This is a genomic window from Alteromonas sp. BZK5 (assembly GCF_014349115.1).
GTDB lineage: Bacteria > Pseudomonadota > Gammaproteobacteria > Enterobacterales > Alteromonadaceae > Alteromonas > Alteromonas macleodii.
Genome location: NZ_JACSOE010000053.1, coordinates 1 through 22,213, shown reverse-complemented (window position 1 = coordinate 22,213; position 22,213 = coordinate 1). Strand labels below are relative to the sequence as shown.

Sequence of the window (22,213 nt, the reverse complement as noted above, 5' to 3'; positions counted from 1 at the left end):
GCAACAAAGAGGAAGTTTGTACACAGTTACAGGAAATTTTGTACACACAGGTCGAAAATAAAGTGCAAAATGATGGTGTTAACAGCAACTAAATTTGAAGGTAAGTCTGATATCTCAATTAGAAATAACCGTATTGGTTCGCTTCAAGCATCTTCAAAAACAAACACTAAAGCAAAAATTACACCAATAATAAACTCCCTCATTAAATTTTGTAATTTGGTACAGAAGAAAACATTTACCAAAAAAAGAGACTCTTTTTAACGGTAGTACTTTTTACGTCAAACCCAGTAACCACAAGGCCTACAGCCAGGTTTGTGTCATGGAATTTCGCTAAAAACGGTAAATATGGCGATTTGTACTCAAGTTTGTACACACTTTCCGAGGTTACGCTTGAACATCATTGAAAAGCAAAGAAACGAGAAAAAGACAAAAAGCCTTTAAATTCAGTACGTAGAGATGTGATTGTGGTGTGCAATGAAAGGTGGTTTTAAGCGTTGAAAGGCTGGGCGGCATCAGGGTGCGATATGATTGCGAACGTACGTCGCTTTTTAATCTCTTCTAGAAGCTTCTTATCTGACATCAATACTTATCTTCGTTATCTATTATCCCTGTAAACCAATTACTTACAGGCGCGTTTTATAACGGATAAGCAATGCTTTTCCGCGCAAATTCAGTATTGCGATAAAACGCTTGATACGGCTTGGTAATTAATTGCGCGGATTTTAGCATTTTACTGCACGTAACAGTAGAGCGAAATTACATACTCCCTACCGCTTAATTTGCTATGCGACCACTCACTGCTTTTTTTCATGCATACACACTTTCACATCGTTAACCTATTTCAAACATTGTTGTACACACCGTTTACAACACAAGTGACAGACCCTTTTTATAAACCCTATTTATAAAAATAAGGACAACGCCCTGTGATATTGTTTCTAATATGCGTAGCCGCGCTTATTGCTGGCTACTTTATATATGGCGCCTTTGTTGAGAAGGTATTTGGCGTCACACCTGCACGCCCCACTCCTGCACATAGCCAAAAAGACGGCGTAGACTTTGTTCCCATGTCTACACCGAAGGTGTATCTCGTTCAGCTTCTCAACATTGCTGGCGTAGGCCCTATATTTGGCCCTATTATGGGTGCACTATATGGCCCTGCTGCCATGCTTTGGATTGTTTTAGGGTGCATTTTTGCCGGCGCTGTTCACGACTATTTTTCAGGCATGCTGTCAGTTCGCAACAATGGCGAATCTGTGCCTAGCTTATCTGGCCGTTATTTGGGCCGAGGCGCTAAGCACTTTATGAACTTGTTCGCTATTGTGCTGCTTCTACTGGTAGGTGTAGTTTTTGTCTCAGCGCCCGCAGGCATGATCACAAACCTCGTTAATGATCAGACATCATGGCATGTTGAAGTTGGCACCATGGTCGCCATTATTTTTGCCTACTATATTTTGGCTACCATTGTTCCTGTAGATAAAATTATTGGTCGCTTTTATCCGTTTTTCGGAGCCCTTCTTATTTTCATGTCGGTGGGATTATTAGCCGCTGCCAGCTATTCTGACCAGCACTCGATACTTAGCCAATTCACGGCAAGTGATATGCTGACGAATTTGAATCCTAACGATATGCCTCTTTGGCCGGCGCTCTTTATCACTATCGCTTGTGGCGCTATCTCTGGATTTCATGCCACCCAGTCCCCACTTATGGCTCGCTGTATGGAGAACGAGAAGAACGGACGTTTTGTGTTTTTTGGTGCGATGATAGGTGAAGGTGTGATTGCCCTTATCTGGTGTGCCATTGCCCTTTCTTACTTCGACAATTTAGAAGGACTATCGGCAGCTATTACCAATGGTGGCCCTGGAAACGTTGTCTATGCCTCATCATTCGGTCTTTTAGGTGTTGTTGGTGGCGTACTGGCTTTTCTTGGCGTGGTTATTCTTCCTATTACGTCTGGAGACACCGCATTTCGCTCAAGTCGTCTTATCATGGCCGAGTACTTTAACGTTGAACAAAAAGGTATACGTAACCGCTTGTTCATGGCCGCCCCTTTGTTTGTGCTTGGCGGTATTCTTACCCAAGTCGATTTCGGCGTTATTTGGCGCTACTTCGGATTTGCCAACCAAGCAACAGCCGTCATGATGCTGTGGACCGCGTCTGCATACTTACTAAGACATAATAAACTGCACTGGATAACTACAGTACCAGCAATATTTATGACGGCCGTTTGCGTTACCTTTATTCTAAACAACGACACCTTGGGTTTCGGTATGGCGATGAATGTATCGACAACCATCGGGCTTATCGCATCGCTAATCACCACGGTTTACGTCATTCGAATTTCCAAGGGGAAAGGTGAAGCGCCGCTTGAGCCATCATCTGTGAATGTTGAAAAGCCCTCCCAACCGGTAGACGCGTAACTACCTACACTAAACACGTGTAATATGATGAGCCGCCCTTTATATAGGGCGGCTATTTATTTTGTACTTTTGACATGGGTTATAATGAGGCTCATTTTTAATCGGCGGTAATATTGGCAAGCATGGAACTCATACTTTCGCTACTTCAACAAATGTGTGTGTATCTTGTGCTCGCATATATGCTGAGTAAAACACCGCTTTTTCTTCCTATTCTCAGCATTTCTTCTCATCGCAAACACCGCTACTTGGTGTATGTAGTTTTTTCTTCCTTTTGTATTCTGGGCACGTATTTTGGTCTGCAAATAGACGACGCCATTGCCAATACCAGAGCCATTGGCGCAGTTATAGGAGGATTACTAGGCGGTCCAGTAGTTGGGTTTGCCGTAGGATTGACCGGTGGCCTCCATCGTTATTCATTGGGTGGTTTTACTGATGTTGCCTGCGCTATTTCCACCACGCTGGAAGGTCTTATCGGCGGCCTCATGCACGTTTACTATGTTCGCCAGAACAAAAGTCTAGATCTTTTCAACCCATGGAAAGTTGGTGTCATTACCTTCATAGCAGAGTTGTTTCAGATGGCTATACTGCTTACCGTTGCCGAGCCTTTTGAAAAGTCTTACGCACTGGTCAGCGCTATAGCCGCACCTATGGTCATTGCAAATTCTGTGGGGGCCGCACTTTTTATCAGTATCTTATCTGACAAAAAAACGATTTTTGAAAAGTACTCTGCCACTTTTTCACGACGTGCACTATCCATAGCAGATCGCTCAGTGGGCGTGCTCACATCTGGATTCACCCCAGTTAATGCAGAAAAAGTAGCACGTATTATCTATGAAGAAACGAATGTGGGTGCGGTAGCGATTACTGATAAAGAAAAGATTCTGGCGTTTATCGGAACGGGTGCCGATCATCACCTACCAAACACCCCCATATCGTCATCAAGTACGATGGAGTCACTGAACAATAACAAAATAGTCCATTTAGATGGCGCTGAGCGCCCTTATCAGTGCACATTAAACAAAAATTGTCCGCTGGGTTCAGTGTTGATTATTCCACTTCACTCAGGCTCTGAGGTGGTAGGTACCATTAAGCTTTACGAACCCAAACGGAAGTTTATGTCGACGGTTACCCTGTCAATGGCAGAAGGTATCGCTCAATTACTGTCTAGTCAGATTGTTTACGGCGCGTATCAGCAGCAAAAAGATCTGCTCTCACAGTCTGAAATCAAGCTGCTGCATGCACAGGTCAACCCTCATTTCCTATTTAACGCGCTCAATACGATTAGCGCTATTATTCGTCGCGATCCCAAAAGGGCCAGAGAGCTCGTGCTAAGCTTGTCACGCTTTTTTAGAATAAACTTAAAGCAAAACACCGCGGTGGTGACACTAAAAGAAGAAATTGACCACGTTAATGCTTATCTCGCAATCGAGAAGGCGCGTTTTGCCGAACGCCTGCAGGTTACCATCAAATGTGACGATGCTGCCATGTCAGCGCTTCTACCAAGTTTTACGTTGCAGCCACTGGTTGAGAACGCGGTTAAACACGGTATCGCCCAACGAATAGAGGGTGGGCATCTAACTTTGAATGTACGATGCACAACAGATAACCACATTCACATTCTCGTTGAAGATAATGCTGGCTTGTACAAACCCAAAAAAGAACAACACGCAGGTTTAGGGATGGATATTGTAGATAAACGGCTTATTCATCAGTTTGGTCAACAAGCAGGCCTGGTGATCGAGTGTCGAACTAACCAGTTCACTCGGATGTCCTTTTCCATTCCACACACTCATTACCATTCTCATCAGGGCTAACAATGACTAAGAACTCAGCATTTCGCGCGCTTGTTATTGACGATGAACCGCTCGCCAGAGAGGAGCTTTGCCAGTTACTCAACGAAACCAATGAAGTACAAGTCTTAGGTGAGGCCGCGAACGCCATAGAGGGGTTGGCATTAATTAAGAAACACCGTCCGGATGTTATATTTCTTGATATAGAAATGCCCCAGCTCTCTGGACTCGATATGCTGGCTATGCTTGATTTAGACACCATGCCTTATGTTGTGCTGGTCACCGCATTTGAACAGTATGCCCTTCAGGCATTTGAAGATAACGCGTTTGATTACTTGCTCAAACCTGTGGAACCAGAGCGGCTTGATAAAACACTTGCCAGGCTTAAAAAGAGAACTCAGCCCCAAACTGACATTGACGCTATTGCCTCCCCCACGTTAGTACATATTCCTTGCGTAGGTCATCAGCGCATATTACTGCTACCCGAATCTGATATTCATTTTGCTTACAGCGATGTGGCGGGCGTACATGTTAGATCGCTAGAACAACAAGCAGACACGCAGCTCACATTGAAAACCTTAGAAGAGAGAACCGCGCTTGTTCGATGTCACCGTCAATACTTGGTGAGGTTATCATGCGTTGCGGAAATTAAACTCCTGGATAATGGCCTTGCTACGCTTTTAATGAAGACGGGAGATTCAGTTCCCGTGAGCCGTCGATATCTCAAAAAGCTAAAGTCGTTATTAACGCTTTAATCACTCCACAAAGGCTGCATTAACTTAAAAAGGACTGAGAGAGTATGCCTGATTTTCGGGCACCGTAAGGCAAATTTCCCCATTTTCCTGCTCAATGGAGAGCCTTCCCCCGTTCAATTCACGCTCAACTTGCAAAATCTCTTTCTCATCTCAATGCCATTTACTTAGCATGCTAAACAAATAAAATAGTTAGCATGCTAATTAAATTAACGGTTTTTACATGTCATTTTCAGAACCTATGCCACTTCAACTTATTGCGCTTTTTGCCCGCACTGCGCAAAAGTGCAGAAGAACTGTCACTGAATCGGTCGCTCATCTCGACCTTACAGAGTCAAGATGGCGCGTAATGATTCATATGTCATTACTTGGTGAGGGCTGTACGCAACAGATGGTGGCTGAAAGCTTGGAAATAGAAATGCCTAGCTTAACTCGCACAATTAAACAGCTCGAAACTACCGGGTTAATCAAACGCGTTACCGATACTAACGACAAACGAAGTCGCTTACTTTACTTCACAGATATGGGCAAAGGTCGAATGAATGATATCGAAAGTACATTGATGGTGCTGCGAGATGAAGTGTACGCAGGAGTATCTGAAGAAGAGTTACGCATTATGGCTAAATGTGTTCAAAAAATTGAAGTTAATGCCGCAAAATTATTGGAGTCACTTAAGTGAGTCAACGAACCCCAGATCAGGAATTTGCTAGGTACATAAAGCTGGCTTTGGTCGCTTTTGCCATCTGCTTTATCTACTTTATTATTGCAGATATACGCATGCCAATGACACCACAGGCGAGAGTCTATCATCAGGTCACGCAAATCTCTCCTCAGATAAATGGGCCGATAAATGAGGTGCTTGTCAAAAATAACCAAACCGTAAAGGAAGGGCAGGTTTTATTTGTCATTGATGAGACACCTTACCTAATTGCCCTTGAAAAGGCGCAAATTGATTTGGCAAATGTAGAGTTAGAGAATGCTCAGATAGATGCGAAAGCGGAAGCAATTAGAGCCAAAATAGAGGCTGCATCGGCGGTTTACGACGAACGCAACAGTGAATTTCAACGACTCAATTCCTTAGTTCAAACTAAAGCGGTATCTCAACAAAACGTGGACAAAGCGTATGCGCAACTTAAAAGCGCTGAAGCTGAAATTAGTGCGCTTGAAGCCGATCTAAACCAGCAAGTTGTTGCAAGAGGTAAGCAAGGTGACAAAAATCTAAAATATCTAGAAGCGGTAAATGCGGTTAAACGGGCAGAGTTGAACTTAGCCTATACCAAAATTAAAGCACCGCATGACGGCATAATGGCAAACATGCAGGTAACTCAAGGCACTTATGCTAAACAAAGTACGCCCCTTGCCTCAGTTGTCGATAACACGCTAGATGTGGTTGCAGATTTTCGAGAGAAATCACTCGCCAATGTAAAAGAAGGCATTCGCGCTAACGTCGTTTTTGATGCACTACCGGGTAAAGTATTTGAAGCTAAAGTGGAAGAATTTGAAGCTGGTGTAAGCGACGGCCAACTTGCCGCCAACGGCACCCTTGCAAGCGTTGAAAAGTCGAATCGATGGGTACGAGATGCACAGCGCCAACGTGTCCACATTAAGCTTGAAGAACAAGAAATATCGTTAAGCCACCTCACCAGTGGCGCTCGCGCTACCGTGCAGATAGTTCCAGACAACCCTATTGAAAGTGTGGCAGCGAACATTCAAATTCACTTTATAAGCCTGCTGCACTTCATTTATTAGACTTAAATTATGGATTCACAGCTAAGTAAAAATGATGTCCAGCAGATGCTTAGGATCGCCTCCGGCGCCACGTTGGGCTTTGCTATATCGAAAGCGCTGGATTGGCCTAATCCGATATTTTTTACCTTGTACCCTATTTTGTTGCTTGGACTGGTAGCCGTTTTAAATGGTCACATTATTCGACAATTTCTTGCCGCAACTATCTTTCCGGCGGCGGCTGTTTTAGTGGTATACGGCTTGTTCGGAAGCCACCCATTGCTGATCACGCCGCTAATCGCCATCACTTTCGCTTTTCTGTTTTGGCAAATGAGTAAAGGTACGCTGTATTTATTCGGTGCGTTTTCCCTTGTAGGACTTTCGCTGCAGCTACACTTTGCCAGCTACAGCAGCGATGGAATAGATATCTACGCATTAGTGATATCAAACATCGGTGCAATTCTGTTGGCATTGATAATTGCATTCGCTTTGCATATTGTTTTTCCCGATGAGGAGCCGCGCACGCCTTTACCCAAAGCGGCAAAAGATAAAGCAAGTATTCGCCACGAAGTCATATTATGCACCACTGTCGCCACGCTATCGTTTGCTGTATTTCAAACCTTCGACTTAGTAGATTCGATATCAGCACAAGCAGCAAGTGTATTGATTCTTTTTCCACTGTGTTGGAAAGGAGCCACATTGAGTGGCTGGCAGCGAGCGCTGGGCACGCTAATTGGATGTAATCTTGCCCTGCTCGCCCAGCTCATTTTGCTCAACTACAGTGACACGTTGTTTTTCGCAAGTTTCAGCTTATGGATATTGGTATTTTTCATCAGCCGCCAGCATGTACTTAGCGGTGGTGGTGCTGGCACTGGCTTTGGCGTACTTACCACATTTGGCATTTTGTACGGCCAGTCACTCTCTCCACAACAGGACATTATTTATAGTGCGCTGTATCGCTTTTCATCAGTAGTCGTAGCTATTGCACTTAGCCTGTGCGTAATTTATGTCGTACACAGTCTACTTAACAAATTCCAGGCTACACGACACCACACGTTTACTTAGAAGGCCTGTAGTTATAACGCTTACTGGTTAAAATTTGTGGACGAAAAGTTGATTTGCTACTTCTAGGGCCTGTTGACCCAATAAAAAAGGCTTCGACGATATCGTCGAAGCCTTTAGGCAAGCAGAGGAAGCCCTTTAGATCGCTAAGGATAGAGAAGGACCTTAATCATTCCGGCTTTATGAAACCGCAACGACTGCCTTTCGCTTGTATTCTTTTGAAAATTGCAGCGCGTTGTTCAAATTATCAAATTCAAACACGTTAGGTATTTCGACAACCAACGTTTGCGCAGCAACTTGCTCAAGTAGAGCCTCACCGTTTTTCACCAAACGCTGCCACTGTGACAAATCGCCATAATCATGCAGCGCACCTAGCGCTATCTCATGATAAGAAATAGTACGCGTGAAAGGCGCATCAACAGGCACTTCAATACGACCTAGAATACTCACTACGTGACCATTAGCTTCAAGAAGCGGTACAAGTGACGCCGCATAGTCTGGCCCGTTCGCGTCGAAAAGTAATTAACGAGATGGCTTGATTAACAACGCCACCATGGCTTCTAGAACGAATAACTACACCGTTTTTTGAAAGCCATTAATAAAGTGCGTAAAGTTTGACGATAAATTTATTTGCAAAAAACAGTACTAATGACAAAATACTTTTGCGATATTTGAAAATATAAGGTGTGCGATGCCAGTCTCATCAAAAACTGAAGATTTAGAAGCGTTCCTAACCGTTGTGGATACAGGTAGTTTTTCCAGTGCTGCCAATCTACTCAATCAGCAGGTTGCAAAAGTTAGTAGAGCAGTTACTCGTCTTGAAGATGGCTTAGATGTAACTCTATTGAATCGCACTACCAGACGGCTGGAATTAACAGAAGAAGGTGAGCTTTTCCTGCAATATGCCAGAGACGGGCTAAATATATTAGAAAAAGGTGAAGAAGCATTACGGCTATTAAAGCGGGCTCCTTCTGGAAAACTTCGGGTTGATGCTGCGAGCCCGTTTGTGTTCCACCAGCTAGCGCCGTTAGTGGGTGAATTTCGAGAAGCATTTCCTGACATAACACTCGATATCACCAGTCACGACAGCATTATCGACCTGTTGGAACATAAAACCGATATCGCAATACGTATTGGTGATTTAAGCGACTCTAACTTGCACGCTAGACGTTTAGGAAAAAGTAAGCTGCATATTGTGGCAAGCCCACAGTATCTTGAAAAATATCCCATATCTGAAGGTGAGGATGGAATTAGCACGCTAAACAAACACAAACTGATTGGCTTTAGCGACTCACCAAGTCTAAATAAATGGCCGCTCAAGCAAGATATTAACTTGCAGTACAGTCTTCGTGCGTCAAGCGGCGAAACTATTCGCCAGCTGTGCTTGGCAGGTCAAGGTATCGCGTTACTTTCTCACTTTATGGTACACAAAGATATCAGTGCAGGCTCGCTGGTAGCGCTATTTCGCGACGATATCGTCAGTCCAAACCGCAGAGAGTCGGTACAAGCGGTATACTATAAAAATAGTGCAGTATCGTCTCGTATCTCTGCGTTTTTAGATTTTATACAGCCTCGACTAACTCTTTAACTTACCTTTATTTCGCGTGGCCTTTACCTAATATCTTTTTAAGTGTGCTTTGAGGAAGGCCATTTACTATTAGCGCAGCTATCATCAATATTGCACCGGCCATAACCATAGGCAGCAGCGTTTCTTTAAGCAATATCACAGAGCTTACATAACCCACTATCGGCGTGAGTGTACTAATAAGAACAATTTTATCTGGGGGTAATTTAGGCCCCGCCGCTACCATGAGGCCAAAACCGAGACCCGTTGCCACTGGCCCAATGTACGCCAATAGTAACCAATCGCTTATATCGTAAGCCCCAAAATTAGGTGTTGGTTCAACTATCAGTGCAATAGCAAGCATGGCGAAACCTGCGATGGTAAACTGCCAGAAGACAGCTTCAATGACGCTTCCCTTCCACTTATGAAAAGACACTCTTCGAATAGCGACCGCCCACAATGCAGATGCCAGCAACATACCAAAGAGCGGTAGCCATGCGCCCGGTTGTCCCGAAGCAAATAAAATCATTGCACAGCCAATGGTAGATATACCGGTTAGAATTAATCGCTTAGAAGGCGGACGTTGCCGATACCATAGAGTGTCGATAAGCAGCATCCAAAGCGGTGTAGTGTAAATAAGAATACTGGCCGTGCCGGCAGGAATAAACTGCAGTGAGACAGTAATAAGCCCCATTGATAGGATAAACTGGAAAAAGGCAACGACAAACACCACCGAGCGATCTTTACGATTGAGCACCGGTAAACGTTTTTTGGTGATAAGTACAAACAGCGCGAGTACGGGAAGGCTTAACAAGAAGCGCAAGCACACCATCCATACAGGCCCTACAATCTCAAGCCCTAATTTCATGCCTGGCCAGTTAAGTCCTAAACACAACACCGCAACCAAAAGCATTTTAATGCCTTTTGATTGCTCTTTTTCCGCCACCGATGATGAAGACATGCGTTTTAAAAAATCCAATTACACGAACTGCGTTAAGAGAAGTTTCTACCGCCTGGTAAGCTGAATGTAGGCGGAGAATTTTGAGGGCGCAAATATAAGTGAATTAGCAAGGGATTAAAACCTTCCTGACCGTGCAAAGACGCCAATTTATCGACCAAATGGTCAACTTTTTAAAACCTTGTGGAAACTTTGCTATACGGGTGGTTAATCACTGATAAACACTATGACTTATAGGTACAATGCAACAGACAGCAGCTTCCGCTCCCCTTTTTCTATTTTGCTAACGCTGTGCATGTACTTATCTGGCCGAAAAAAGTAAATGCGGTTAAAGAGATTAAAGATGACTTTCTCTGCCCAAAATTGACCGCCGCGCTTCGGCTTTTTTAGTACTACATTAAATTTAAAGTAACGCCCGCTGCCCATAGGGTCATTATGTTCTAACACGCTATGACCCTCTTTGTAGGTAACCACATTTATAGCAAATCGTTTTGATGAGATTAAAGCCTTGTTGAGCACTTTAGCCATGCTATTTCTACCTTGATTGATGGGGACGTGTTCTAATTTAAACACGCACGGCTATGGTCTGGAAGCGTATGCTGAGTTCAGATAATGCTTTGATATACGCGAAACGTATATGCCTAGGATTACAAACACTAGGCTAAGGTGGGATTTGTCCACTTCATGATTTTAGCGTTTTCTTTTTGTGCGCTGTTTCCATTACTCTTGTCATGCCCGTTATCATTATTTTTTACGGTGTAATAATTTTTGCGGGTTTCTATATGCTGAAACCCCGAGCTCTCATAAAGCGCAATAGCAGTATGGTTACTTTCACGCACTTCTAGCCACATTTCACGCATTGCATTTTTTACCGATGTCTCAATGACAAAATCAACTAAAGCGCGACCTACCCCCTTGCCTCTTGCGCCACTGTCTACCGCAATATCCATCAGCGTAGCTTCATCAACGACTTCAAGCATGATGGCATAGCCAACAATCTTGTCATTTTCAAAGGCAAACACCCCGTAATAGGGTTTGGTGAAACAATCCGCGAAGGTACTTAGTTTCCAAGGCGACACTTGTGCCTCTTGATGGATAGCATGCGCAAGTTCAATGTGCTCGTTAAAGCCTTGTGGCGGTACGATTGTTAACTTCATCGACGCGACTACTGGCCGTTAGCGGAGTGGTTTAATTCGCGTGCTGCGCTGATAAGCTGCGCCCACAGTTCCCGTTTCTGCACAGTTGAGAGTTTTAGCGGTGTGGCTGGCAATACAATGGCCGTTTCGGTTACCGATAGCGCACGGCCAATCATTATGGTGTTAGCCCACTGTGACGGTATACCCAACTGAACACAGGCTAGCTGCAAGTCCTTCAGCCATTGCTGTGATTTAGCTTTCTGTTCGGCACTTAACGGGATACCTTCAGGCGATACCGGCCCTTTTGCGCCAATAGACTTTGTTAAAGACTCTTGCGAGGTAACCGCATTGTCGAAAGACGGCGAAATGTTGTGTGACTGTGAAGCACCTGTTTCGCTTTGCCCTGCTTTCCCGTCATTGTGCGACCCGCCAGGTGGGGAAAGTTTTGCTGCCCCGCCGTCTTTAGGCTTAGCCTTATCTTTCGCGCTACTGCCAACATTTGCTCTCAACTGAGCAAGCCGTGATTGCTTTTCTTCTTGAGATATTGGCTTTGAAGGCGGCTTATTGGTTTGAGCGTTTTGGCTGTAGGGTAACTGTGTCGATGAACTATTTGTACTGCCGACGTTGCGTTGTGCTGCATTGGCGTTGTTTTGTTTCGCTTGGTCTTCCTGCTTTAGCTCAGTGTAGGCGTCTTTGGTGATCCAAACAGGGATCCCCATTTCCTGTAAAACCGCCTGCTGATATGAAGTAAGAGACATTGCGTAAAAACACCTAACGTGAATAGTTCATTATATTTGTTTAGTTTACTAAAGTTGCAGGCTTGGTTGAATAACTATCGCGTTCTTTTGCTTGGATTGTACTTGCTCTTTGATGCTCAAGCGCTAATTCATAAGCGTTATTCGCGAATTTAGAATACCTAGCCCTTTGTATAAGAGGAAATAAAACAGCTGCAGCAAATTAAGCACTAGCAACAGAAACCAATAAAATTTAAGAAGAATTTAACAAAGAAACGATTTAGGATTTGAACGTAAACGTTCACAAGAAGAGAAAGTGGCAGGGGTGGAGGGACTCGAACCCCCAACCATCGGTTTTGGAGACCGCTGTTCTACCAATTCGAACTACACCCCTAGCGCGCTGTGCATTATACGGATGACATTAAAAAGGTAAAGCCTTTTTATCACTACCATGCACTGCATGCTTAATTAACACGCAATGCGCTGTTTTTTCAATCGAATAACACCAAATAGGCTTTATCCATCACCTGTGTTTTGTCTTATTGCCCGCTTTTAAACCGACTTCTATGCAGCGTCACTTTTAAATGCGGAGCAGTTTATGACAATTAGACCTTATTGGCGTTAAGCGCAGCAAACCACAGGTCATTAGTGATAGCGACAATCTCGGTGTGCAGATCAAATTTCGCTATCGCGTCGTGCTCATCGATATTCATTAGCTTGGCGTAATGCTTAACGAGCTCTCTACTTTCATTGATTTCAAGTTTATTGATAAGGCAGCAACTTGCTAAATCGAAGTAGCGGTTTCCCATGGCGGCATATTCCCAATCAATAATTTTGAGTGAGTTATCTGCGCTCAGTAATAAGTGATTTGTTAGCAAGTCATTATGACATAACACATAGTCGTCATCGTCTTGTTCACTTTTTATTACTTGTTTCCGCAATGATTGGGCTTTTAGATAAAGCTCACTGCTCATATCGAGCTGTGCAACATTAATATAATGCTGCCATCTTGATGCTAAATCTAATGGCCTAGCGGTAATGGGCAAAGAATGAATACGAGCGAGGGTGTTGGCCAGCTCAAGCATTGAAAGCGTCGCACTGTCACTGTGCTCTAGCCACTGCTCAACCCAGATGGTTTCATCATCGCTTAACCATATAGGTTGCGGCGCTACTCCCAACCTATAAAGCTGTTGCTGCAAAGCAAATTGGTGCGCACGATTAACCCCACTAAAGTCATCATCGCCCATCCATTTCACCGCTAAGTCGACAGGGTTATGAGCCGACTTTAGTTGCCCACTACTTTGAAGATTATTTGCTATCAAGGCTAACTGACTATCTGCGAGCTCTTGAACGCGGTAAACGTGATTTACCGCTCCAGCAGGGTGTGACGAAATTTTCGCACTGTCGCTAAGATTAAGCGCCTTTTGCAGCGTGGCGATGATATCCAACCTGTTCACCTTGTTTTTTATATTGTACTAGCCACTGGTAATACCCAAATACCGCAAAACCAACATAGCCTAAGAACAGGCAAGCAGATAATGCATAACCCACTTGCAGGTATAAATAGGCGGACGCTAAATTGATGAAAAACCAATAAACCCAGTTTTGCAGGATTTTATGCGCCACCATAAATGTTGTGACTACACTCAATAAATTAATGCTCGCATCTAATAGTAGGTACTCACTATTGAACTGTGAGCCTGCCACCTCAGACAGAACCCAAGCGAGCAATAACATACTCGGCACAATGAGCAAATGAGCCCAGAACGGCCAATGAAGCACTGGCTTAACATCGCCATCTTCCGCTCCTTTCGACCACTGATAATAACCGTATCCCGCCATTATCATATAAAAGAAGTTAAGCGCAGACTGAAATGGCAAAGTCACCTGCCAAAATAGCCAGGTGTAAATTGCGGTACTCACAAAAGCGCACAGCCAACACCAGCTGTTCTGTTTTGCGGCTAACAGCACATAGGCAATAGCGAGGACAACCGCTACCCACTCTAAAAGCGAAGTAGCGGCAATTTGTGAGGTAAACTCAGAAAAAAAGCTAGCCATTAAGATGATTTTCTAGATTGCATGGCATCGAAGTTTAAGAACTTGGCCACGAAAATAGCTTGCCCCACTTCTTCATGGGTTCTTTGCATTTCTTCACCAAGTACTTTCATAACCACACCATAGTCACCTGTAACCTGCGTGCTGGTTGAACTTGTTGAAACTGCAATATCACTATAGCTATTTAACCTATCAATGAAATCTTGAATAGGTGGAATGTATTCGTTAACCAATGGGTACAACGACAGTTCAACCATAACTTGCATGTCTGTTTCCTTTTATTTTAAAACGCGTACTTAACAGTAACGCCAAACTGACGACCGTTACCTATTTGGTAATATGGCTCATCGAAAGCATACTCATCGCGAGGGTCGTTGCTGAAACCACCGAACCCACGGGTGTAGTACTCACGATCAAACGCATTTTGTACCCACAGTGATGTCTGCCAATCACCGTGTAGCACCACAATCTCCGAATTAACCAGCGTAGTACTTGGCGAGGTTACATCATGGCCGTCAGAAAAACGGTATTCGCTTTTGTAATCTACATCTACACGCCAAAGCATGTTATCTGTAAGTGCGTACTCACTATACAGGTTTGCGGTCCACTTAGGTGATTGAGCCTGTCTTTGCTCAGACACTTCAGTACCGTCTGCAAGCGTATACCCTTCAAAGGTAGCGCTTAGGTAACCAACACTTGCATCAAGCTGCCATGCATCACTAGCAATCCAGCTAAGCTCTAGCTCGGCTCCTTTGTTTGTTCCTAAATCAGCATTATCAATAATATCTACGAACCCTGCCGTACCGTCATCACGAGTGATAACGTCAAAATCGCTCACCTGAGTATCTTTTCTATCCATATAGAAAATTGCAGCGCGAGCAATTAGGTCAGGTGTAAATAATGGGCCCTTAACGCCTACTTCGTAGTTCCAGTTATACTCTTCGTCGAAGAATCGCTGATTGTCATTCACGCGGCTGTCGGGGTTAAAACCTGCACCTTTATATCCGCGTGAAATACTGCCGTAATAGAAGTGATCGCCCTGTGTATACTGAAGCGCGATTTTCCCGCCTACCATGGTGGTGTCGAACGCGCGAGTAAGCTGGTTGTTATCAGCGTAATCAAAATCGTAGTTTTCTACTCTTAACCCTGCTACAAGTACTAAATTTTCGTTCAAACGACTTTCAGTCTGAGCATAGATAGCGGTCGTCGTAGGCGTGTATTCACTGGCAAAGTCACTATCCAAATAAGTGTACTGACGTAGCAGCTTTTCTTCCGTGCTTTTATAAAATACGCCTATTGTCCAGTCAGTCATACCATCAAAAAGTGCGGCACTGTCAGAGGACACGAAACGCATCTCGCCGGTCTGTGTTTCTACATCACGAAAATAGGCGTCAAAAGACGTATAACCCCACGGGTGAAACCCTGTGAATGTCCAGTCTTCATCGTAGCCATAAGCAATATTGTGAGAAGCATGGGTGGCAATTAGAATAAAGTCGCCCGCTGCTGTATTGGTTGTAGAGCGCGCGCTAACAGCGTGGGTTTGGTGTTCGTCAAATCCTGGTTCATCAGACAGCGTTTTGTTGTCATTGTCTAGCGAGAATGCATCGTAACCGTTATCGATATCGTACCAGCGATAAGTAAGTGCAAGTGTGGTTCGCTCATCTACGCTGCCTTCAACGGCAAAGCGCAGTGCGGTTTCATCGATATTCGCGGTATCGCTTCTATTTAAGAACGTATTTTCTACAAAGCCATCACTGCGATTATGAACCAGCGCAACACGATAGCCCCAATCCGTGTTGATATCATCACCAGTGGCGCCTTCAATACGGTAACTCTCTTTGTTCCCAATGCGGGCTTCAACGTAGTCTGGGGCGTCGCTACCCACGTCATTACTGGAGAGTTTAACCGCTCCGGCCAATGCACCTGTGCCGTATAAGGTAGCCTGAGGTCCGCGATATACCTCTAGTTGTTTAGTATCAAAAATAAGACCTGCCGCAGCAAGGCCTGAAAAATCAAATTCATCGACGATAAAGCTTACAGAAGGATTGATAGGCTCGGCGAACTGACTACGCTCTCCAATACCGCGAATTTGCACGAAGCGGCCGCGAGACGCACCAGCTGCAAAGTTTACGTTTGGAATACTGTTTAGCACACTGTCGATATGGCTCGGCTGTCTACTGCGAAGACGCTCTTGATCTAAAATGGTCGCGCTAGCACTTAACTGGTCGAGTGTAGTTTGACGAAAATCACCAGATACGATGACGCGCTCAATATCTGATGGCGTGCTATCTGAAGTGTTACTTACATTGGTTTGTTGCGCATAGGCCGCAACGGAACTAGCAAGCAGTGAAAGTGTGAAAAGTGTTTTATACATGGGATCTCTTATTCTTATTTAAGAAAAAAGATCCGGGTCTAACGGCAGGTGATAAGGCTATATTGTGAACCATCCCTACGCCGGTATTATCCGGATCAGGTTTAAGGGTTCCCACGAATGTGGATCTCAGACCGAAAACGGACACCCCTTGGTATAGTGTTGCGCTGCTCAAACTAGCAAACTCAACTTCTGCGACGGAGTCTACCAGTTCGATACACGCCGTCAAGCAGATAAGACGTTAAGCTAACGTAAGGTTTTATATATGATATAAGGCGTTGAAAGCTGAGGGCTATTCAGCGTCAATATTCATATTTAGGCGACGTACTTCATCGTCAGTTTGTGCTTTTAAAACTTCCAACGTTTTGCCGTGTGCCGTCGGTTGACGCGTACCAGGGTCAACCTTTACGAAAACGATATCGTCTGCAAAACAGATGGTTTTCTTGGTTGCTTTGTTGCGTACCAAGCAGCTTACGGTAATAGACGTACGGCCTACAGCTTTAGTTTCTAGACCAAACTCTACGATATCACCCTGCATAGCCGGTGATTCGAAACTAATTTCACCAATATGCTTAGTTACCAAGCAATTAGTTTCTAGCTGACAAATAGCCCAAATTGCAGCTTCTTCGTCTATCCATTCTAACGCGCGGCCACCGAACAAAGAATTGGCGTAATTAAGGTCGTTTGGCATAACTAGACGCCGAGAAAGAAAGCGCATTCGAATTCCTCATAATAAATCGCTACTATAGCGTTAGATTATACCGAAAAAACTGATTCATGGCGCTAACTCAATTACGCGAATGGCTATTAGCCCCCTACTTTGAAAATAGCGGCGAAAATGGCTGCAAAAAAAGCTCTCACGCTTCGCACTTATCAAACGTGACTTGCCCGCTTCACCGGAGAATGCTTGTAATATCTGGCAATGATGATTTTTGTGAAGCTGCCATACGTAGCGTTCAAGCCTTTGTAGATGAAGTTTCATCTATAAGCGTTGTGAATTTTGCTGGCGATACACTTAAGGGAAAGAACCGCAAACAAGTACTGGGGAGCGAATGTGACATTGCCACATTAGACTGTCGCGATTTATTCAAACCTGGCGACGTGATGGCAGTGGCGGGGATCGTTAAACGCAGTGGTTGTTTAATACTTATTTGCCCTGCATTGAGTGAATGGGTCAACAATATTTCGGTCTCGTTCCTGTCGGAGGGGTTTACGCTTACACAAAGTCGATACCTCGAACGCTTTATAAAGCACCTGCGTAACAACGACTACGTGGCACTTCACACTGAAGAAAAAACCACACTTCCAGATACGGCTATGTACCGCATTAGCCAAGGCGTAACGTCAAACGTCTATAGAGGCTCACTATTTAAATCAGAAGAGCAAGAGCAGGCATACAGTCGTTTATATCAAGCACACTCACTTAATAAACTAAACGCGCTGATTACCGCCCCAAGAGGCAGAGGCAAGTCATCATTATTAGGTATATTCATTGAAAGCCTAATCAGACAGGGTAAAAATGTACTATTAACCAGTGAACGCTTTGATAATGTGAAGAACGTGCTTTCACGTATTCACCAGTACGAAATAGCAGGTGTCAGAACACAACAACCATCCACCGCTAACATTCAAACCCAACTAATCCTTGGTGATAAGAATGAGGCAGCGACGTTTGGCAGTGTAAAATGGGTGCCCCCTGACAGTGCCTTGTTATATACCACAGAAGATGAAAAGTACGACGTTGTAATTGTTGATGAAGCGGCATCTATCCCCCTCCCGGATGTATACCGGATCATAGCCAACCACAAGCAGTGGGTGCTCAGTACTACGCTTTTGGGTTATGAAGGCTCAGGCAGTGGCTTTATTCACAAACTCATCCCTAGTTTACCGCCATCAGCTATTCATCTAAGACTGTCAACGCCGTTACGATGGTTCGAAAACGATCCCGTTGAAGCCTTTTTCAATACGACTTGTTTATTTGAGGACAGAGATGCGGCGCACAATATTGGCGAGATTAATTTCAAAAACAGTATTAATGCATCGATAGATTACGATTTTTCCATAAGTTTGTTTAAAAGTATTTCCGAAGAGGCGCTTCAGCAAATAATGTCGCTACTTTCATTAGCCCATTATCAAACTACGCCCGATGATTTCATGCGCTTGATGGATAGCCCGGATGTACTTGTTGCCATACTTAAATTCAACGACAACGTGATAGGTGCTGCAATCATAAACGCTGAAGGTAGCGACTACCTGAACGATACCGCATTGGGGATTGCCTCTGGAAAGCGTCGTCCTAAAGGGCATTTAGGTGCACAGCGACTTGCTCTGTTGTCTGCTGATGCAAAAACAGCAACGTTTAGATATTGGCGTATTAATCGTATTGCCGTCGATACGGTGGCGCAAAGTAAGGGTATGGGCAGTTACTTGCTACAAAGAGTTAGTAATGAAGCCAAAAAGCAAAGTATTGACGCTATCTGTACTTCTTATGGAACGACACAAAAGTTAGACAGCTTTTGGACAAGAAATGGATTTAAGATTGTAGACTATGGGCGAAAGCCTAATAAAGCCAGTGGCGAAACCAGTGCACTAGCGTTATATCCTCATTCCAACAGAGCAAAAAAACTGCTTTCTGAATTGGTAGCGCTAAAAGAGAGCTTTCAATTCGATAACCAGTTAGACAACGTGCCCATTAGCATACTGACAATCTATGTAGAAAAGTTAGTACATTTTACCCAAGGCACACGCACTTTAGATGATGTTTGGCCGATATTACATAAAATTGCGCGTTATGCAGAGACTCACCCTACACCAAGCGCAAATACTCAACTGAACAAGCCAAATAACACAATACTGTATACGCTATGGCGTCTTGTTGAAATCATTAACACGAAGCGCTTTCTCAGAAAAGTATTTACACATTCAGATATGAATGCGAAGCAACTTGTTTCTACATTAAACGAAGAAAATTTAAAAGTAAGTGGGTTAAAAGAAGTCACTATTGTTATAAGAGAAGCACTTCTGCCTGCTTTCAAAAAATAGAAAGTCTGTAGCCTAAAAGTACAACTAATCAGCTTGGCGTAGAGCCACTATACCTGCGGTGACACGCTGCGATTATGAACATTTTAAATCTCGCTGAGTGTCTAATGACCTATGCGGACTGTTATTAATGCCCTATAAATATAATCCCATTCGAGAAAAGCTCACTTACAAAATTAAGGGCAAAAAAAAGCCTCCCAAAGGGAGGCTCTTTTGCTAAAACCACATATTAGATACTAATACCGCGGTTCTTCGCTTTTTCCTTGATATAAGGTTCCCACGCTGCAGCGTTGCGACGTAGTGAGCGATCTTTCTTAGCTTCTAGTACATGTTTGTAAGCAGACTTAAAGTTACCTGCGTAGAAGTTCGCTTCCATTAACGTGAAGTGAATCTTCTCAGGGTCTTCAGCACCACGCTCTAGAGCGTTCTCTAGTGCTTTGATAGCGCCTTTGTAGTCTTCAGCTACAAGTAGAAGTGTACCTTGCTTACGATAATGCTCTGGATCAGAACTCTTTGCGGCCGCCTGTGCGTACAGATTAGCTGCAGTTTTAAAGTTCTTAGCCTGGTGATATGCGTTAGCAATATTCGCAAGCATATCGGCATCGTTCTTCAACAAGCCTTCTTTCATGTGCTTTTCAAGTAACTTCGCAGCCTTGTAAGGCATCCCGTTACTTTGATAAAGCTGAGCAAGCGTTTTGATTTCTGAATCTTTTTCTAGATAACCCTGCATATAAGCAAGTTCTAGCGTTGAAAGACCTTTCTTGTAGTCTTCAACTAAGATATAGAAAAAGCCCAGACGCGACCACCAAGTCTTCTCTTCAGGAAAAGTTTTAACTAACTCTTCCGCGACAGAAACCGTCTCAGGGTACATCTTACGCTCGTAGTAAGAAGTTAACTTAAGAACATAAGGGTTCTTGTTTGGCTCTTCATACAAAGCAATTGCCTTGTCTGCTGGCTCAACCATTTTAGCTAACTGCTTAGACTCAAAGTACGCCTGTGCCAAGCGAGTGTACACATCAGCATCTTCTTTACAGGTAAATTCCATCCACTTGTTATACCATTTGATGGCATCAGTGTACTTCTCTTCCTGCATGCTCAAATCACCTATCAATTTAAGTGTTTGAGAGTGCTCAGTGTCGTTAAGTACTTTTGGTTCAACAGAGTCAACCAAGTAGTTTAACGCCTTACCGCCCTCACCTTCTTGTGAAGCCAATAAGTTACCGATAAAACGCTTAACATATGCTTTATCAAAATCGTCTGAAGGATCGATTTCATAAAGTACATTTAACGCTTCTGTGAGCTGGTCTTCATTATAAAACTCAAAAGCTTTTTGAACTTTCTTACCGGTACGCTCACCTACTAGCGTTGTTTTTCCCTTCTCATATCCAGGACAAACAACAGGTGCTGACTGCGCTAGGGCAGCGGGTGCTGAAAGCACCGCACCTGCACCTAGCACTAAAGCAACGGCTGACATTTTGAATGTACGTTTCATCATGATCATTGCTCCAGTTTAAAGTCTAGCTGTACGAACATGCCAGGTTGTTTAACCGGCTTGCCATCAACGATCTTAGGCTTGTATTTCCACTTACGTAGAGCACGACGTGCTTCACGGTCGAATACGCGCTTAGGTTCAGCTTCGATAACTTCGATATCTTCAACACCACCAACTTCATTGATAGTGAAAGACAGTCTTACCCAACCTTCACGACCATCACGGGCTGCATCAGGTGGATATTTCGGATCGATACGAACGATAGGTGTTGCTTCACCATCACGCTGCATTGCACCAACACCACCGATGTTTACACCAACACCACCTGTGTCAATAGCTGGAATAGCTAAGCTGAAGCCATCTGCATCAGGTTCCGCTGTTTCCGGCTCAACTTGCTCCATTTTAGGAGGCTGTGGAGGCGGAGGCGGCGGTGGTGGTGGAACACGAGTACGCGTTTGCGTCTGGTCGTCTGGTTCCTGCATTACAATATCGATAACCGGTGCAGGCGGTACTTCGTCTGCTGGTCTAGATGAATTTTCAATCAACTTGGCCATTAGAACGAAAAGGGCAAATGCAACACCAGCACCTAAAAGTATAGATACAATTATACGTAACATCTTATCCCCTTGCCGCTACCGAGACTCGGTTAACGCCAGCGGCTTTAACCTGATCCATAATCTCAACTACTAAACCATGCTTCGCTTTAACGTCAGCTTGGATGATTACGTAGTCTGTAGGCTGCTCGGTAAGCAGTCTTTCAATATTCGCTCTTACGCTGTCCGGCGCTACTTCACGCTTGTCTAGCCAAACATTTCCGTCTTCAGTTACGGCGATGAAAATGTTTGCATTTTTGTGAAGAATCGCCTGGCTCGCATCTGGCTTGTTGACTTCGATCCCTGCTTCTTTAACGAAAACAGTGGTAACGATAAAGAAGATCAGCATGATAAACACGATATCCAACATGGGAGTCATGTCGATCTGTGCATCTTCTTCCTCGGTTCTGACTTTTCGAGCCATAATCTCTCTCTCTAATGATGTGGCAGGCTATCAACTAGCCCTTCTCTTGCCAGCTTCACTTTCGCTTCAAGACGTGAACTGATGAACAGTCCAGATAG

General features: G+C 44.1%; 21 protein-coding genes, 1 tRNA gene, 1 pseudogene and 1 riboswitch. Of the genes and pseudogenes, 8 read left to right on the top strand and 15 right to left on the bottom strand.

The features are described from left to right. Positions 1 to 926: 926 nt before the first annotated feature. The 6 genes from BIZ39_RS14700 (at position 927) to BIZ39_RS14675 (ending at position 7,752) form a co-directional block, all read left to right on the top strand. A complete protein-coding gene (locus tag BIZ39_RS14700; protein WP_014948725.1) occupies positions 927 to 2,420 on the top strand; it encodes a carbon starvation protein A in 1,494 nt (497 codons plus the stop codon). Between the two features lie 122 nt (positions 2,421 to 2,542). Beyond that, positions 2,543 to 4,234, top strand: coding sequence for a sensor histidine kinase (locus tag BIZ39_RS14695; protein ID WP_039226469.1), 1,692 nt, complete (start codon positions 2,543 to 2,545; stop codon positions 4,232 to 4,234). Between the two features lie 2 nt (positions 4,235 to 4,236). Continuing rightward, a complete protein-coding gene (gene btsR / locus BIZ39_RS14690) occupies positions 4,237 to 4,965 on the top strand; it encodes a two-component system response regulator BtsR (RefSeq protein WP_187447338.1) in 729 nt (242 codons plus the stop codon). 220 nt (positions 4,966 to 5,185) lie between these two features. Then, positions 5,186 to 5,641, top strand: a complete 456-nt coding sequence (locus BIZ39_RS14685) for a MarR family transcriptional regulator (RefSeq protein ID WP_187447337.1) — start codon at positions 5,186 to 5,188, stop codon at positions 5,639 to 5,641. Next, positions 5,638 to 6,711, top strand: coding sequence for an HlyD family secretion protein (locus tag BIZ39_RS14680; RefSeq protein ID WP_168463720.1), 1,074 nt, complete (start codon positions 5,638 to 5,640; stop codon positions 6,709 to 6,711). Before BIZ39_RS14685 ends, BIZ39_RS14680 begins: the two co-directional genes overlap by 4 nt. A gap of 9 nt (positions 6,712 to 6,720) precedes the next feature. Beyond that, positions 6,721 to 7,752, top strand: a complete 1,032-nt coding sequence (locus tag BIZ39_RS14675) for a DUF2955 domain-containing protein (RefSeq protein WP_187447336.1) — start codon at positions 6,721 to 6,723, stop codon at positions 7,750 to 7,752. 177 nt (positions 7,753 to 7,929) lie between these two features. Here the strand turns inward: BIZ39_RS14675 and BIZ39_RS14670 are convergent, their stop codons facing one another. Beyond that, the gene (locus BIZ39_RS14670) at positions 7,930 to 8,199 is read right to left on the bottom strand and encodes a hypothetical protein (protein WP_262385779.1); all 270 of its coding nucleotides are present in this window, start codon (positions 8,197 to 8,199) and stop codon (positions 7,930 to 7,932) included. A gap of 241 nt (positions 8,200 to 8,440) precedes the next feature. Between BIZ39_RS14670 and BIZ39_RS14665 the strand changes: the two genes are divergently transcribed. Then, complete coding sequence (locus tag BIZ39_RS14665; RefSeq protein WP_014948715.1) at positions 8,441 to 9,337, top strand: LysR family transcriptional regulator; 897 nt, start codon at positions 8,441 to 8,443, stop codon at positions 9,335 to 9,337. Positions 9,338 to 9,344: 7 nt separating this feature from the next. Here BIZ39_RS14665 and BIZ39_RS14660 read toward each other — a convergent pair whose 3' ends face one another. The 10 genes from BIZ39_RS14660 to BIZ39_RS14615 form a co-directional block, all read right to left on the bottom strand. Further along, positions 9,345 to 10,274: a DMT family transporter gene (locus BIZ39_RS14660; RefSeq protein WP_014948714.1), complete on the bottom strand. Its 930-nt coding sequence runs from the start codon at positions 10,272 to 10,274 to the stop codon at positions 9,345 to 9,347. 228 nt (positions 10,275 to 10,502) lie between these two features. Then, positions 10,503 to 10,799 carry a hypothetical protein gene (locus BIZ39_RS14655; protein ID WP_014975948.1) on the bottom strand — a complete coding sequence of 99 codons (297 nt, stop codon included), beginning with the start codon at positions 10,797 to 10,799 and terminating at the stop codon, positions 10,503 to 10,505. 128 nt (positions 10,800 to 10,927) lie between these two features. After that, entirely contained in the window at positions 10,928 to 11,428 is a 501-nt protein-coding gene (gene rimI, locus BIZ39_RS14650; RefSeq protein ID WP_168532368.1) for a ribosomal protein S18-alanine N-acetyltransferase, read from the bottom strand. A gap of 8 nt (positions 11,429 to 11,436) precedes the next feature. After that, positions 11,437 to 12,165 carry an alanine acetyltransferase gene (locus tag BIZ39_RS14645; protein ID WP_187447335.1) on the bottom strand — a complete coding sequence of 243 codons (729 nt, stop codon included), beginning with the start codon at positions 12,163 to 12,165 and terminating at the stop codon, positions 11,437 to 11,439. Positions 12,166 to 12,458: 293 nt separating this feature from the next. Continuing rightward, a tRNA-Trp gene (locus tag BIZ39_RS14640) sits at positions 12,459 to 12,535 on the bottom strand. 211 nt (positions 12,536 to 12,746) lie between these two features. After that, positions 12,747 to 13,598, bottom strand: a complete 852-nt coding sequence (locus BIZ39_RS14635; RefSeq protein WP_239238665.1) for a phosphotransferase — start codon at positions 13,596 to 13,598, stop codon at positions 12,747 to 12,749. Continuing rightward, positions 13,555 to 14,199 carry a nicotinamide riboside transporter PnuC gene (gene pnuC, locus BIZ39_RS14630; protein ID WP_014975944.1) on the bottom strand — a complete coding sequence of 215 codons (645 nt, stop codon included), beginning with the start codon at positions 14,197 to 14,199 and terminating at the stop codon, positions 13,555 to 13,557. Before pnuC ends, BIZ39_RS14635 begins: the two co-directional genes overlap by 44 nt. Beyond that, positions 14,199 to 14,462 carry a hypothetical protein gene (locus BIZ39_RS14625; RefSeq protein ID WP_014948708.1) on the bottom strand — a complete coding sequence of 88 codons (264 nt, stop codon included), beginning with the start codon at positions 14,460 to 14,462 and terminating at the stop codon, positions 14,199 to 14,201. Before BIZ39_RS14625 ends, pnuC begins: the two co-directional genes overlap by 1 nt. Positions 14,463 to 14,479: 17 nt before the next feature. Then, positions 14,480 to 16,570: a TonB-dependent receptor gene (locus tag BIZ39_RS14620; protein WP_187447333.1), complete on the bottom strand. Its 2,091-nt coding sequence runs from the start codon at positions 16,568 to 16,570 to the stop codon at positions 14,480 to 14,482. A gap of 55 nt (positions 16,571 to 16,625) precedes the next feature. Beyond that, positions 16,626 to 16,729: riboswitch (TPP riboswitch) on the bottom strand. A 130-nt stretch (positions 16,730 to 16,859) separates the two neighbouring features. Beyond that, positions 16,860 to 17,285, bottom strand: a complete 426-nt coding sequence (locus BIZ39_RS14615) for an acyl-CoA thioesterase (protein ID WP_187447332.1) — start codon at positions 17,283 to 17,285, stop codon at positions 16,860 to 16,862. Between the two features lie 59 nt (positions 17,286 to 17,344). Between BIZ39_RS14615 and BIZ39_RS14610 the strand changes: the two genes are divergently transcribed. Further along, positions 17,345 to 19,609, top strand: coding sequence for a GNAT family N-acetyltransferase (locus BIZ39_RS14610; RefSeq protein WP_187447331.1), 2,265 nt, complete (start codon positions 17,345 to 17,347; stop codon positions 19,607 to 19,609). A gap of 226 nt (positions 19,610 to 19,835) precedes the next feature. Here the strand turns inward: BIZ39_RS14610 and BIZ39_RS14605 are convergent, their stop codons facing one another. From BIZ39_RS14605 to BIZ39_RS22320, 4 genes and pseudogenes are all read right to left on the bottom strand, one after another. After that, positions 19,836 to 21,101, bottom strand: coding sequence for a tetratricopeptide repeat protein (locus BIZ39_RS14605; RefSeq protein WP_014978640.1), 1,266 nt, complete (start codon positions 21,099 to 21,101; stop codon positions 19,836 to 19,838). Positions 21,102 to 21,103: 2 nt separating this feature from the next. After that, positions 21,104 to 21,715, bottom strand: a complete 612-nt coding sequence (locus BIZ39_RS14600; RefSeq protein ID WP_014948704.1) for an energy transducer TonB — start codon at positions 21,713 to 21,715, stop codon at positions 21,104 to 21,106. A 1-nt stretch (position 21,716) separates the two neighbouring features. Then, positions 21,717 to 22,115, bottom strand: a complete 399-nt coding sequence (locus BIZ39_RS14595) for an ExbD/TolR family protein (RefSeq protein ID WP_012517737.1) — start codon at positions 22,113 to 22,115, stop codon at positions 21,717 to 21,719. Between the two features lie 11 nt (positions 22,116 to 22,126). Then, a pseudogene (locus tag BIZ39_RS22320) lies at positions 22,127 to 22,213 on the bottom strand (MotA/TolQ/ExbB proton channel family protein); the annotation flags it as partial.